At 67.8% G+C, this 13,639-nt stretch carries 16 protein-coding genes and 1 tRNA gene; 13 read left to right on the top strand and 4 right to left on the bottom strand.

Annotation, left to right across the window (positions count from 1 at the left end; genetic code table 11):
• Positions 1-2: 2 nt before the first annotated feature.
• Complete coding sequence (locus AB0I35_RS11260; protein ID WP_357395675.1) at positions 3-491, top strand: NUDIX domain-containing protein; 489 nt, start codon at positions 3-5, stop codon at positions 489-491.
• On the opposite strand, the gene AB0I35_RS11255 is transcribed toward AB0I35_RS11260, so the two are convergent.
• The 4 genes from AB0I35_RS11255 to AB0I35_RS11240 all read right to left on the bottom strand — a co-directional run bounded on the left by AB0I35_RS11255 (position 467) and on the right by AB0I35_RS11240 (position 3,478).
• Positions 467-865: a VOC family protein gene (locus AB0I35_RS11255; RefSeq protein WP_357395674.1), complete on the bottom strand. Its 399-nt coding sequence runs from the start codon at positions 863-865 to the stop codon at positions 467-469. The genes AB0I35_RS11260 and AB0I35_RS11255 overlap by 25 nt on opposite strands.
• Before the next feature lie 51 nt (positions 866-916).
• Positions 917-1,330: an arsenate reductase ArsC gene (locus tag AB0I35_RS11250; RefSeq protein ID WP_357395673.1), complete on the bottom strand. Its 414-nt coding sequence runs from the start codon at positions 1,328-1,330 to the stop codon at positions 917-919.
• A 116-nt stretch (positions 1,331-1,446) separates the two neighbouring features.
• A complete protein-coding gene (locus AB0I35_RS11245) occupies positions 1,447-2,748 on the bottom strand; it encodes a D-arabinono-1,4-lactone oxidase (RefSeq protein ID WP_357395672.1) in 1,302 nt (433 codons plus the stop codon).
• A gap of 52 nt (positions 2,749-2,800) precedes the next feature.
• The gene (locus AB0I35_RS11240; RefSeq protein ID WP_357395671.1) at positions 2,801-3,478 is read right to left on the bottom strand and encodes a helix-turn-helix domain-containing protein; all 678 of its coding nucleotides are present in this window, start codon (positions 3,476-3,478) and stop codon (positions 2,801-2,803) included.
• A 131-nt stretch (positions 3,479-3,609) separates the two neighbouring features.
• Between AB0I35_RS11240 and AB0I35_RS11235 the strand changes: the two genes are divergently transcribed.
• From AB0I35_RS11235 to AB0I35_RS11180, 12 genes are all read left to right on the top strand, one after another.
• On the top strand, positions 3,610-5,115 hold the full coding sequence (locus AB0I35_RS11235) for an MFS transporter (protein WP_357395670.1): 1,506 nt from the start codon (positions 3,610-3,612) through the stop codon (positions 5,113-5,115).
• Positions 5,116-5,283: 168 nt separating this feature from the next.
• A complete protein-coding gene (locus AB0I35_RS11230) occupies positions 5,284-5,706 on the top strand; it encodes a CrcB family protein (protein ID WP_357395669.1) in 423 nt (140 codons plus the stop codon).
• Positions 5,707-5,770: 64 nt separating this feature from the next.
• Positions 5,771-6,133 carry a CrcB family protein gene (locus tag AB0I35_RS11225; RefSeq protein ID WP_067491792.1) on the top strand — a complete coding sequence of 121 codons (363 nt, stop codon included), beginning with the start codon at positions 5,771-5,773 and terminating at the stop codon, positions 6,131-6,133.
• Positions 6,134-6,180: 47 nt separating this feature from the next.
• Positions 6,181-7,818 carry a phosphoglucomutase (alpha-D-glucose-1,6-bisphosphate-dependent) gene (pgm, locus tag AB0I35_RS11220; protein ID WP_357395668.1) on the top strand — a complete coding sequence of 546 codons (1,638 nt, stop codon included), beginning with the start codon at positions 6,181-6,183 and terminating at the stop codon, positions 7,816-7,818.
• Positions 7,815-9,140: an MFS transporter gene (locus AB0I35_RS11215; RefSeq protein WP_357395667.1), complete on the top strand. Its 1,326-nt coding sequence runs from the start codon at positions 7,815-7,817 to the stop codon at positions 9,138-9,140. The genes pgm and AB0I35_RS11215 overlap by 4 nt, the downstream gene beginning before the upstream one ends.
• Before the next feature lie 101 nt (positions 9,141-9,241).
• The gene (locus tag AB0I35_RS11210; RefSeq protein ID WP_357395666.1) at positions 9,242-9,943 is read left to right on the top strand and encodes a thioredoxin domain-containing protein; all 702 of its coding nucleotides are present in this window, start codon (positions 9,242-9,244) and stop codon (positions 9,941-9,943) included.
• Between the two features lie 178 nt (positions 9,944-10,121).
• Positions 10,122-10,194, top strand: a tRNA-Ala gene (locus AB0I35_RS11205).
• Between the two features lie 153 nt (positions 10,195-10,347).
• Positions 10,348-10,515 carry a hypothetical protein gene (locus AB0I35_RS11200; protein ID WP_357395665.1) on the top strand — a complete coding sequence of 56 codons (168 nt, stop codon included), beginning with the start codon at positions 10,348-10,350 and terminating at the stop codon, positions 10,513-10,515.
• Between the two features lie 256 nt (positions 10,516-10,771).
• Complete coding sequence (locus tag AB0I35_RS11195) at positions 10,772-11,512, top strand: SDR family oxidoreductase (RefSeq protein WP_357395664.1); 741 nt, start codon at positions 10,772-10,774, stop codon at positions 11,510-11,512.
• A gap of 101 nt (positions 11,513-11,613) precedes the next feature.
• Complete coding sequence (locus tag AB0I35_RS11190; RefSeq protein ID WP_357395663.1) at positions 11,614-12,363, top strand: FAD-binding protein; 750 nt, start codon at positions 11,614-11,616, stop codon at positions 12,361-12,363.
• Complete coding sequence (locus AB0I35_RS11185; protein ID WP_357395662.1) at positions 12,335-12,616, top strand: hypothetical protein; 282 nt, start codon at positions 12,335-12,337, stop codon at positions 12,614-12,616. The genes AB0I35_RS11190 and AB0I35_RS11185 overlap by 29 nt, the downstream gene beginning before the upstream one ends.
• A 78-nt stretch (positions 12,617-12,694) precedes the next feature.
• Positions 12,695-13,618 (top strand): RNA polymerase sigma-70 factor, encoded by a 924-nt coding sequence (locus AB0I35_RS11180; protein ID WP_357395661.1) that lies wholly within the window; start codon positions 12,695-12,697, stop codon positions 13,616-13,618.
• Positions 13,619-13,639 lie beyond the last annotated feature (21 nt).

The following is a 13,639-nucleotide window of genomic DNA, read 5'->3' as shown; positions in this document are numbered from 1 at the left end:
CGATGATCGACGAATCCGTGTTCACCACGCTGCGTATCGAGGCCGAACGAGACGAAGTACGCCGACTTGTGGTCGGCGCCGTCGTCGTGCGCCACGACCGGGTCCTCATCCTGCGCCGCCGACGATCCGACTTCCTCAGCGGACGGTGGGAGTTGCCCAGCGGCGTCGTCGAGCACGGCGAGGCACTCGACGACGCCCTCGCCCGTGAGGTTGCCGAGGAGACGGGCCTCGAGGTCACCGGCATCACCGACTACCTGGGCGACTTCGACTATCTGTCCGGCAACGGCGCGCGCACCAGACAGTTCACCTTCGTCGTCGACGTCGCCACCACCGGACCCGTGCAACTCACCGAACACGACGCCCACCTGTGGACCAAGCTGGACGGCGAACCGCCGGTCAGCGACGAGGTCCGCGAGGTGCTCGGCCGGTACCGGCGGCGCCTGCGCGACCCGCACGGCTGGTCGTCCTATCCGCTGGGCAACGGCGCGTAGAGGTCGACACCGTGCCCGTCGGGGTCGGCGAGCGTGGCGTAGCGCTGGCCCCAGAAGGCGTCCCACGGCGCGAGCTCACCGTGGTACCCGGCGCCGAGCAGTTCCTTGTACAGCGAGTCGACCTCGGCCGGATCGGCGCAGCGGAACGCGAGGCTGCTCCGGCCGGGGCCGCTGGGCGGTTGCCAACCGGGGGTGAACGAGGCGACCGTCGCCTCGGTGTCCAGCAGCAGCCGCATGCCACCGGACAGGGGAGCCTCGGCGTGCCCCTCGGTCTCACATCCCTCGGGGAAGTCCAGGCCGAGCGCACGATAGAAGGCCACCGAGGCGGCCATGTCGGACACGATGATCGAGATGGCGTCGAGCTGAGGAGTCATGTCCGGCAGCGTATTCGGCGCGCAGGCCGGTCGTCTTGAACGAATCGGACATCAACGCGCCGACACGGGCACCAGTTCGGCGATGAGGTTGCCGATCAGGATCTGCAGGTGATCGCGGATCCCGCGCACGACCTCGATCGGTTGCCCGGCCGGATCCGACAGCACCCAGTCGCGATAGCTGATGCCAGGGAAATACGGGCACACCTCGCCACAACCCATGGTCACCACCACGTCGGACAGCCCGACGACATCGTCGGTGAGCGGCTTGGGCCGTTCACCGGAGATGTCGATACCGATCTCGGCCATCGCCGCCACCGCGACGGGATTCAGTTCGTCGGCGGGCTCGCTGCCCGCGGTGCGGACCTCGATGCGATCGCCGGCCATAGCGCGCAGGAAGCCCGCCGCCATCTGTGATCGGCCCGCATTGTGGACGCAGACGAACAACACGCAGGGTGTGTGGGCCATGGTCGCCCTTTCGGTGCAGGGGCGAAGTGCTTGTGGCGCTTCGGATATCACCGCCATCATCGCATCAACCCGCGCGTGTGTGGGCGCGGCTACGGTGTTGTCCTGCGGTGTCCGCCTCAGTCGAGCGAACCGAGTACCCGGTTCACATAGTCGTTGGCGAACACTCCGGTGGGGTCGAGACGTTTGCGCACGGCCGCGAACCGATCCCAGTCGGGATAGCGTCCGCGCAGCGTCTCAGCGGTCTGGAAATGGTGTTTGCCCCAGTGCGGACGACCGTCGAACCGGTCGAAGACCGCTTCGCAGGCGCGCAGGTACGGCTCCCACTCCATGCCCTGGTACTGGTGCACCGCGATGTAGCAGGTGTCGCGTCCGCTCGCGGGGGAGAGGAAGGCGTCGTCGGGGGCGACCCAGCGCACCTCGATCGGCATGGGTGTTCCGAATCTCTTTGCGAGGGTGATCATCTCGCGAACGGCCTCGGCCGCGTGCGCGCGCGGGACCGCGTATTCCATCTCGTTGAACCGCACCAGGCGCGGGGTGGCGAACACACGGTAGGAGCGGTCGCGCTGACGGTTGTTGCTGCCCGCGACGGTGGCCACGCGATGGATCAGTGGAACAGTCGCGGGAACCAGGCGACCCACCCGGCACAAGCCGTCGTAGAGATAGTTGGACAGCAGGATGTCGTTGACCCACTCGCTCAGCGCGCCGCGCGGCTGCTCGGGTTCGTCCGTGCGATTGAGCGCCTTGGTCATCACCACAGAGCTGTGCGCGAAGGCGAAGAACTCGAAATGGTCGTTCCCGTCGATGAATTCGTCGAGATCGGCGAGGACCTCGGCCAGCGGCAGCGGCCGTTCCACGCCTTCGAGCACGAACGACGGCTCGAGCTGCAGGGTGGCCTCGGTGACGATGCCGAGCGCGCCGATGCTCACCCGTGCGGCGCGCCAGCCCTCGGGGTCGGTCTCCTCGTTCAGTTCGACCACGTTGCCGTCGGCGCACAGCACCTGCACCGAGTGCAGCGCCGCCGAGATGTTGCGCAGCCGCGCGCCGGTGCCGTGGGTCGCGGTGGCGGTGGCGCCCGCGACGGTCTGGGTATCGATGTCGCCCAGGTTGGGGAAGGCCAGCCCGTGCTCGTGCAACACCGGGCTCGCCGCGTTCAGCGTCAACCCGGCCTGCACGCGCGCGCGGCCGGTCGAGGTGTCGACGTCGAGCACCTTGTTCATGGCGCCGAGGTCGACGAGGGTGCCGTCGGTGAGCACGGCGTCGGTGAACGAGTGGCCCGAACCGGCGACACGCACCGTTCGGCCCCGCGCCGCGGATTCGGTGACGATCCCGGCCAGTTCATCGACGTCACGCGGCGTCGCGACGACGGCGGGTGCGCAGCGCTGCTCGCCAGCCCAGTTCACCCAGGTGTTCTTGGTCATGTGTCCAACTGTAGAGGACCAAGTGTGACCCGCGCTACTGAGTGCGCAGAAATCAGCGGCGACGCCCCAGGCAGGCGGCCGATTTGGCCTGCTCCACCTCGGCGTCGGTGAGCGGCGGGGCGAGCAGCGGCCGGCGCGGCACGTTGTCGGTGCGCACGCCGTTCAGCGCGACGGCCATATAGCGCTGCCACACGTCGGGATTGACCGGCGCGGCGAACTCGATGAACGAGTTGACCATGTGGATCAGTGCGAAGAAGTCGGTGGTGGTGATGTCGGGGTGTACCGCGCCCGCGCCGCGCGCCCGGTCGACGATGGCCGCCACCGACGGGCGGATCCGCTCGCGCATCTCGGCGAAGCGGGCCGGGTCCTCTTCGAGTTCGAGCACCACCTCGCCGAAGCCACGGTTGGTCGCCAGGTGCTTGCAGGCGTATTCGAAGAACTCGACGAGTGCGAGCCACGGGTCCGGATTGCGGGTCGCCGCGTCGGCCGCGTCGGCGAAGTCGACCATGTTCTGCTCGAAGACCTCGACGATGAGTGCCCGCTTGTTGGCGAAGCGCCGGTAGACCGTGCCGACGCCGACGCCCGCGCGCTCGGCGACGTCGTCGAGGGTGATTTCCAGGCCGTGTTCGGCGAAGAGTTCCCTGGCTGCGGCCACGATGCGTTGCTGATTGCGGGCGGCATCGGCGCGCAGCCTGCGGGGCGCTGCGGCAGTCGTCGTGGCGTGATTCACAGGTGCATCCTACTCATTGCCGGATTAAGTGGAGGTGGTTTCTCCGTTACTCTGGTAGCTTCTTACTGAAGCGGAGGCTATATCTCCGATTATGCCACCGAAAACACCGACCTAGACCTGCAAGGGGAGTCATGACCACCACACTCGACAAGGGGACGAGTCCCGCGTCCGGTGCGGACACCAGTAACCGGCGAGGCTCACACGCATTGCGCTGGTGGGTGCTCGCGGTCCTCGGTATCGCGCAGCTGATGGTCGTGCTCGATGCGACGATCGTGAACATCGCGTTGCCGGCCGCCCAGGCCGACCTGGGCTTCGGCGACGCCGACCGCCAATGGGTCATCACCGGCTACGCGCTGGCCTTCGGCAGCCTGCTGCTGCTCGGCGGCCGCCTCAGCGACCTGTTCGGCCGCCGGAACACTTTCATCGTCGGCCTGGTCGGCTTCGCGGTCGCCTCCGCCATCGGCGGCGCGGCCAACAGCTTCGAGATGCTGGTCGCCGCGCGCGTCGGCCAGGGTGTGTTCGGCGCGCTGCTCGCGCCCGCCGCCCTCTCGCTGCTGACCGTCACCTTCACCGAACCCGGTGAACGCGCGAAGGCGTTCGGCATCTTCGGTGCCGTCGCCGGTGCCGGTGGCGCGATCGGCCTGCTGCTCGGCGGCGCGCTCACCGAGTGGGCGTCGTGGCGCTGGGCGATGTATGTGAACCTGATCTTCGCCGCCGTCGCGCTGGTGGGTGCGGTGCTGTTGCTGGCCAAGCACGTGAACGCCAGCTCGCGGCCCAAGCTCGACTGGCCCGGCACCATCACCGTCACCGCGGCGCTGTTCGGCATCGTCTACGGCTTCTCGCACGCCGAATCCCACGGCTGGAGCGACCCGACCACGCTGGCGTTCTTGATCGGTGGCGCCGTGCTGCTCGCGGTGTTCGGCTGGATCGAGACCCGCGTCGCGCACCCGCTGCTTCCGCTGCGCATCGTCACCGACCGCACCCGTGCCGGTTCCTACCTGACCGTGTTCATCATGGGCATCGGCATGTTCGCCATCTTCCTGTTCCTGACGTTCTACATGCAGCTGTCGCTGCAGTACTCGCCGATCATGACCGGTGTGGCGTTCATGCCGATGGTGTTCGGCATGGTTGCCTCCTCCACCACCGCGCCCTCGTTGCTGCTGCCCAAGGTCGGGCCGAAGGTCGTCATCAGCGGCGGCTTCCTGGTCGCCGCGGCGGGCATGGTGTGGCTCACCTTCATCGGTCTCGACAGCAGCTACGTCACCCACATCCTGCCCGCGCTCGTCCTGCTCGGCCTCGGCCTCGGTGGCGCCATGTCGGTGGCGTTCCAGGGCTCGACGGCAGGCGTGCAGCACGACGACGCCGGTGTCGCCTCGGCGATGGTGAACACCAGCCAGCAGGTCGGTGGTTCCATCGGCACCGCGCTGCTCAGCACGATCGCGGCCTCGGCGATGACCGACTACGTGTCCGCGCACGAGCCCGGTCCACTGACCATGGCCCAGGGCGCGATCGAGAGCTACACCACCAGCTTCTGGTGGGCGGCGGCCACTTTCGTGCTCGGCGCGATCGTGATCGGTGTGCTCATGCCGAACAAGGTGCCCGCCCCTGCCGAGGGCGAGTTGGTGCTCGCGCACTGATCCACCTGTCGTAAACCGATGGCCCGGACCGAGACTCGGTCCGGGCCATCGGCGTTCGCGCGGGGTGGCTGCTGGGGGTTTGCCGGACGTGCACCGCGCGCTAGTTTGTCGGGGGTACTCGATACCATGAGCAACGACCACCGTCGGACTAGCAGGGGAGGGCAGTGCATGGCATCGCGGCCCCCGGCGCTCGACCCGGCCGTCCTCGCGGCGATCTCGGTGGGCGGTGGTCTCGGGGCCACGGCCAGATACGGTGTGGGCCAGTGGTGGCCGGTGCGACCCGGGCAATTTCCGTGGTCGACCCTCACCGTCAATGTGGTCGGCTGCTTCGCCCTCGGGGTGCTGATGGTCGTGGTCACCGAGTTCTGGTCGGCGCCGCTGCTGGTTCGCCCGTTCCTCGGGATCGGTGTGCTCGGCGGGTTCACTACTTTCTCCACCTTCGGCCTCGAGCTTCGTACACTGATCGACACCGGTTCGCCGGGCACGGCCGCGGCCTATCTCGGTCTCTCGGTCCTCGCGGGCCTCGGCGCGATGGCGCTCGCCATGATCGGGACCCGCTGGGCGGCAGGCAGCGTGGGACAGAGCACGTGAATCCGACGACGGAAGGGGGCCATTTGATGGTCGCGATGTGGGCTCCCACGGCGGGAGGCGCGCGATGACCGCGGCACTCGTGTTCGCGGGTGGAATGCTCGGTGCCCCCGCGCGTTACCTCGTCGATCGGGCGGTCTCGGCGCGGTTCCCGGCCGGGCTGCCGTGGGGGACGTTGACGGTTAACATTGTCGGTTCGGCGTTGCTCGGGGGCCTGATCGGCGCGAGCGCGGGCAGTACTCTGCTGGCGTTCGCGGGAATCGGTTTCTGTGGTGCGCTGACCACGTTCAGCACATTCGGTTACGAGACCATACGTCTGGTAACCGAGGGCGCCTACGTGTATGCCCTGGGCAACGTCGCGATCAGTGTCGCGGCGAGCCTGGCCTCGGTGTACGCCGCCGCGTCCCTGACCAACTGGTTGTGCGCATGATCCTCATGACCAGCCGCGCCCAGCCGACACGGAAGGGAACACCCACCATGGCCCACGATCGCGCCGGACGGCCCGCCCGCCCGACCGACCTGGTGGATATCGCTCACCTGGTCACCGCGTACTACAGCCGCGTGCCCGATCCGGCCGAACCGAGCCAGCAGGTGGTCTTCGGCACCTCGGGTCATCGCGGGTCGAGCGAGGACAGCGCGTTCAACGAGGCGCACATCATGGCCATCACCCAGGCGATCGTCGAGTACCGCGCCACCCGCGACATCACCGGTCCCGTGTACCTGGCGCGCGACACCCACGCCCTGTCCGAACCCGCGTGGACCACCGCGCTCGAGGTCCTCGCGGGCAACGACGTCACCGCCGTGATCGACGCGCGCGGCCGCTACACCCCCACGCCCGCGCTGAGTCATGCTGTGCTGCGCCACAATCAGGGCGGAACCAAGCATCAGGCCGACGGCATCGTGGTAACCCCCTCGCACAATCCGCCGCGCGACGGCGGCTTCAAATACAACCCGCCACACGGCGGTCCCGCCGACACCAAGGCCACCGACGCCATCGCCGCGCGCGCCAACGAACTGCTGCGCGGCGGCCTGGCCGAGGTGAAGCGGGTGTCGCTGGAACAGGCGATGAAGACCCATGTGCAGCGCTACGACTACCTCGACCACTACGTCGCCGACCTGCCGAACGCGCTGAACCTGGACGCGATTCGCGGTGCGGGCATCCGCATGGGCGCCGATCCGATGGGCGGGGCGAGCGTGGACTACTGGGAGGAGATCGGGCAGCGCTTCGATCTCGAACTCGAGGTGGTCAACCCGTTCGTCGACCCCACCTGGCGTTTCATGACCCTCGACAGCGACGGCAAGATCAGGATGGATCCGTCCTCGCGCCACGCCATGGCCGGATTGGTCGGCATCAAGGACGACTACGACATCTCCACCGGTAACGACGCCGACGCCGACCGCCACGGCATCGTCACCCCCGACGGTGGCCTGATGAACCCCAACCACTTCCTCGCGGTCGCGATCGAATACCTCATCGCCAACCGGATGTGGTGGGACGCGCTCACCAAGGTCGGCAAGACGGTTGTCACGTCCTCGATGGTGGACCGGGTGGTCGGCGTACTCGGCCGCGATGTGTACGAGGTGCCGGTCGGGTTCAAGTGGTTCGTGCCCGGATTGTTCAGTGGCAGTTTGGCTTTCGGTGGTGAGGAGAGCGCGGGTGCGTCGTTCCTGCGGATGGACGGCACCGTGTGGACCACCGACAAAGACGGCATTCTGCTGGCGCTGCTGGCCGCCGAGATCGCGGCCGTCACCGGTCAGACGCCCTCGGCTCGCTACGGCGAGCTCGAACGTCAGCACGGTAGCCCCGCTTACGCGCGCATCGACGCCGTCGCCACCAGCGAGCAGAAGGCCGAGCTCGCGCGGCTCAGCGCCGACGCCATCACCGGCACCGAGATCGCCGGCGAGGAGATCACCGGCATCCTCACCACCGCGCGCGGCAACGGAGCCCCCCTCGGCGGGCTCAAGGTAACCACCGAGAACGCCTGGTTCGCCGCCCGTCCTTCGGGCACCGAGGACAAGTACAAGATCTACGCCGAATCCTTCCTCGGTTCCGAGCATCTGGCCCAGGTGCAGGCCGCCGCCGAGGAGATGGTGAATCAGGCGCTGACCGAGTGAGCACCGCGACAAAGGTTCGGCTACCCGCCGAAATCTGGGTGCTGATCGCGGCGGCGTTCGTGATCGCGCTCGGCTTCGGGCTGGTGGCGCCGGTGCTGCCGCAGTACGCCCGCGAGTTCGGGGTCGGTATCGCGGCCGCGTCGGCGATCGTGAGCGCCTTCGCGTTGATGCGCTTGCTGTTCGCCCCGGCCAGTGGGCGGCTCGTGCAGAAGCTCGGCGAGCGACGGGTGTATCTGGCGGGCATCCTCATCGTCGCGGTGTCGACCGGTGCCTGCGCGCTGGCGCAGACGTATTGGCAACTGCTGGTGTTGCGCTCGCTCGGCGGGATCGGGTCGACGATGTTCACGGTGTCGTCGATGGCGTTGATCATCCGGGTGTCGCCGCCTGCCGCGCGCGGCCGGGTGTCCGGTGTGTATTCGACGAGTTTCCTGATCGGTTCGCTGGTCGGTCCGCTGGTCGGTGGTGCGCTGGCCGGGCTCGGGTTGCGGGCCCCGTTCGTCATCTACGCGCTGGCCCTGCTCGTCGTGTGCGTGATCGTGTTCGCCGGTTTGCGCGAGTCACCGGTCCTGAAGGACGACAGCGCGACGACCACCCCGGAACTGACCTTCCGGCAGGGCTGGTCGGAGCCCGCGTATCGCGCGGTGCTGCTGTCGAGTTTCGCCGGCGGTGTCGCGGTGTTCGGTGTGCGGATGGCGTTCGTCCCGCTGCTGGTGGTGGAGACCCTGCGGCAGGAACCCGGCATGGCCGGTGTCGCGCTCACCGTCTTCGCGGCGGGCAACGGTGCGGTGCTGTTCGCCTCGGGGCGGTTATCCGACCGGCTCGGCCGCAAACCGTTCCTGATCCTCGGCTCGGCGATCTGCGCGGTCGGCACCGGCGCGCTCGGTTTCGCGCCGTCGCTGCCGTGGTTCCTGCTCGCCTCGTTCGTGGCGGGTATCGGTTCCGGCATGTTCAGCCCGGTGCAGCAGGCGGCGCTCGCCGATGTGCTCGGCAGCCGGGCGCGCGGCGGCCCGGTCCTCGCGGCGTTCCAGATGGCGGCCGACCTGGGCGCCGTCATCGGCCCGATCGTCATCGGTGAGGTGGCCGATCGCACGTCGTTCGGGGTCGGCATGGCGGTGACCGGGGCGGTGCTCGCGGTGTCGGCGACGGTGTGGGTGTTCACGCCTGAGCCGTCGCGGATCGTGCATCCCGAGGACCCACAGCACCCCGACCACGCGGGCGACGGCCTCGACCCGCAATGCACCTGCGACGGCCCCGACGGGTCACCCGTGGTGCGTGACGGCATGGTTCCCGCGAACCGTCGCCCGGTCGACACGGAGAAGTAGCTGGTAGAGGCGATATCGCCGTGCCCGGGCGGCGCGCCGATATCGGCTCGAGGCAGAGTGGACGGGTGAGCACAGCCGGTTCTTCGCACAATCCACGTCCCGTGTCGAGCAACACCACCTACGCCCTGGGCGCGGTGGCCCTCGTCGTGATCGGGCTGATCGTGTTCGCCGTCTACAAGTGGAGCGCCGAACCACCAGCCGTCCGCAACGACGGTTACGGCGCTGTACGCGAGGCAGCGGTGCAGGTCACCACCACGCCCGAAGGGGTGATCCGGCTCGGCCGCCCCGACGCCGCGAAGACCATCGACATCTTCGAAGACCCGCTGTGCCCCGCGTGCGGGGTGATGGAGACCAGCTACGGCCAGGAACTAGCCCAGAAGATCGATGAGGGCAAGCTCGCAGTGAACTACCACCTCGTCGCGTTCCTCGACGACCAGTCCAAGAGCAAGGACTACTCCACCCGCGCCATCGCGGCCAATCTCTGTGTCGCCCAAACAGATTCGGGCCCCACCTACGGCAAGTTCCACAAGGCCCTGTTCGTCGACCGCCAGCCCGAAGAAGGCGCCGAGGACCTGAGCAACCCCGCCCTGGCCACCCTCGCCACCGAATCCGGCGCCCCCGAATCCGTCGCCGCCTGCATCACCCACGGCACCCAGCGCGACGCCGCCGCGGCCACCGCGAAATCGGCCCTCGCCGACCTCGACACCCGCACCGGCAACAAATCCGCCACCCCAACCATCTACGACGGAACAACCACCGTCGACTGGCGCGACGAGAACTGGGTCACCACCCTCGCCCCCTGACCCACGTGAGGTTGCGCACATCCTAGACCCCCGCCGCGCCGCCCGCCCACCTCCCTGAGCCCCGAACCCACTCCTGAATCACGCCGTTTTCCCCATCTACCAGCCGATTTGTTCTCCCGGAGAACCATGGTGTAACTTCATTCAGGCAGCAGCGAGAGCGGCTGAAACAACAGAACACGGGGCTATGGCGCAGCTGGTAGCGCACCACACTGGCAGTGTGGGGGTCAGGGGTTCGAGTCCCCTTAGCTCCACAGAAATAGCAGGTCAGGCCCGGTCACAGACCGGGCCTGACCTGTTTTGTTATGTCCCGCGTCTATCGGGTCGTTCCCCCGAGCTCGGCCGGATGTTGCTACGGCGAGTCGCACATTCTTGTCACAGTTTTTCCGGACGCACTGTGCTCCGAGATGCACTTCAACAGCGGTGGTGGACGGGTTGTCGCGGTGCACGATCTGAAGTCGGCGCTGACGGCGCTGATCGTCGAGCTGGGCGAAGGCGCGGTGCGGGACGGCGAAAGGACATCTTCCATCCCGACCGAGACGAGGTCGCCCGGTTCTATCGCTTCCTGGAACTGAAGGAAGATAGGCGATTCCAGTTCGGTGATACCCCGCAGTCCGGGCCCACCGGTGAACCGATCCCGGCTCTCATGAAGATGGCGAGCAGTGACGGCCGCACCACCGCGGGGCCGACCATCGAATACACCGCGCCGCGGGACTGTGCCTGATCGCAGGGCCTCGGCCCGCGCGCTGTCACAAATTCACCGCCTGCGCTGTCCTTGATGTAGCGGAGTCTCGCCGGCCCCGCGGCAATGTCCGAACGAAAGGAATGAGCATGAAGATCGTCGTCATCGGCGGTACCGGCCTGATCGGCTCCAAGCTCGTCGCACGACTCGGTGAGCACGGCCACCAGGCGGTTCCGGCCGCACCCAACACCGGCGTGAACTCGCTCACCGGTGCGGGTGTCAAGGAAGTACTGCAGGAGGCGGACGTGGTGATCGACGTATCCAATTCGCCGTCGTTCGCCGACGACGACGTGCTGGAGTTCTTCCGGACCTCCACGACGAACCTGCTCGAGGCCGCCGCCGCGGCTGGTGCCGGGCATTACGTCGCACTGTCGGTGGTGGGTTCGGAACGGCTGCCGGATTCCGGGTACCTGCGGGCGAAGGTAGCGCAGGAGGAGCTGATCGAGGGATCGGGCCTGCCGTATTCCATCGTGCGCGCCACGCAGTTCTTCGAATTCGCCGGTGGGATAGCGGATTCCGCGACCGTCGACGGCCAGGTGCGGCTGCCGGCTTCCAGTATGCAGCCGATGGCCGCGGACGATGTGGCTGCGGCTGTCGGTCGTACCGCGGTGGGCGCGCCGAAGAACGGCACCATCGAGGTCGGTGGCCCGGAGGTCATCGCCCTCGACGAATGGATCCGCACCGTGCTGAGCGCGCGCTCGGACGCGCGCACGGTGGTCACCGATCCCGAGGCCCGGTACTTCGGGGCGGTGCCGCAGCGCGAGCTGCTGCCCGGTAGCGATGCGCAACTGGCGCAGACGCGGCTGTCGGAGTGGCTCACCAGCAACTGACCTGTTTGCGCGGGCGGCGATCGGCCCGCCCGCGCGAACTGTCCCCTTCGGAAGGGAACGAAGCGACGCTCACACCCGAGGAACGTCAGATCGCGACGTCGGTGCTCGTCGTCGGTACCGGCGGATCCGGCCTCCGTGCGGCGATCGAACTGGCCGAGCGCGGCATCGACGTCCTGGTGGTGGGAAAGCGGCCGAAGGCGGACGCGCACACCACCCTCGCCGCAGGCGGTATCGACGCCGCGCTGTCGACCATGGACGTCGAAGACAGCTGGCAGCAGCACGCGGCCGACACGATCACCGAAAGCTACCTGCCGGCGCGGCCTGATACCGCCCAGATCGTGGCCGAGAACGCCGCGTGCGGAATCGAGGATCTCGAGCGCTGGGGCATGCCGTTCGCTCGCGAATCCGACGGACGGATCTCGCTGCGATTCTTCGGCGCGCACACCTACCGACGCACCGCGTTCGCCGATGACTACACCGGGCTCGGGATCCAGCGAACCCTGGTGAACCGGGCCGCGCAGCTCGGCATCGCGATCATCGATACCTGCTATGTCACCCGAATCCTGGTGCGTGACAATGTGGTTTTCGGCGCCTACGGTTTCGATCTCGACAGCGGCGAACGCTATGTGTTCCGAGCAGACGCGGTGATTCTCGCCGCCGGTGGGCACACCCGCATCTGGCGTCGTACCTCCTCGCGACGCGACGAGAACACCGGTGATTCGTTCCGGCTCGCGGTCCACGCGGGCGGCCGAATTCGTGTGAGCTGCCGGCGGTCGACGGGCAGGAGAACGTACGGGCCCTGCAACGCGCGTGCGCGACACCATGACCGAGAACGCCGGCGTGGTGCGTGACGAGACCGGGATTCGGGCGGGCCTGGCCGAGCTCGACGAGGTCGAGGAGAGGATGACGAATATCGGCGTGCACCCCGACGCCGCCGGGTTCCGGGACCTGGCGCACGCCTTCGATGTGAAGTCCTCGGTGCTCGCGGCACGCGCCACCCTGGAAGCCGCGTTGGAGCGCCGCGAAACCCGTGGCTGCCACCCACTCTTCGGTGCTGCTCGGCTGCTGTATGTCACCCCACCCGTGTCCTGGCTGCGCGAGTAATGTCGTGGCAGATGCCGGCCGAGTCGAGGCGGGGGATATGAATCACGCGATTGCGGGTGGCGCTGGAACGACCGCGCGATGAGTGGACCCGTGGGTACCGACCTGGATAAAGCCGTCGCCGATTTCTCGGCGCACAAGGGCAGGCTGTTCGGCATCGCGTATCGAATGGTCGGCACCGTTGCCGACGCCGAGGACATCGTCCAGGACGTCTGGGTGAAATGGCAGTCCTATGCCGACCGCGATTCCGTGCGTGATGTGGAGGCCTTCCTCGTCACCATGACCACCCGGCAGGCGATCAATGCCACGCAGACGGCCCGGGTCCGCCGGGAAACCTACATCGGCCCATGGTTGCCCGAGCCCGTGGACACCAGTGCTGATCCCTCGCTCGGTGCGGAGCGTGCCGCGGCGTTGGAGACCGCGGTACTGGTCGTCCTGGAGAAGATGACGCCGACCGAGCGTGCGGCGTTCGTCCTTCGGGAAGCTTTCGACTACCCCTACGGCCGGATCGCCGAAGTCCTCGAAATCAAGGAACCGGCCACCCGGAAGCTGGTGAGCCGGGCACGCCAGGCCATCGAGTCCGACCGACAGGTATCAGTCGACACCGTGCATCAGCGACGTCTGCTCGCTGCCTTCTTGAATGCCGCGCGCGCCGGCGAATTCGATGAACTCGAGGCGCTATTCGCCACCGATGTCGCCAGCTACTCCGACGGCGGCGGCGCGGTGCGCAATGCCTCGCGCATCCCGGTATTCGGACGGACGCGCGTGGCGAAGTACGTGGCCGCCTTCGCCTCACACTTCTGGACGGGCGTCACCATCGACTGGGTCGACGCCAACGGTCGCGCGTCTGTGGTGATCAGCCGCGACGGAGCCCCCATCGCCTGGCTCAGCGTCGGTGCGTCCGACGACGAGACGATCGACCGGCTCTACTGGGTGTTCAACCCTTCGAAACTCGGTCACATCACCCGTGTCGTCGCTGTTGCGGGGGACTCCGCCGGGCCGTGAGACTCTCGTCCCTTTCTTGTT

This window comes from Nocardia sp. NPDC050378, from assembly GCF_040655675.1.
Classification (GTDB): Bacteria; Actinomycetota; Actinomycetes; order Mycobacteriales; family Mycobacteriaceae; genus Nocardia; species Nocardia coubleae.
Note: the sequence above shows the minus strand (reverse complement) of the source record. Positions and strands in the feature narration are given on the sequence as shown.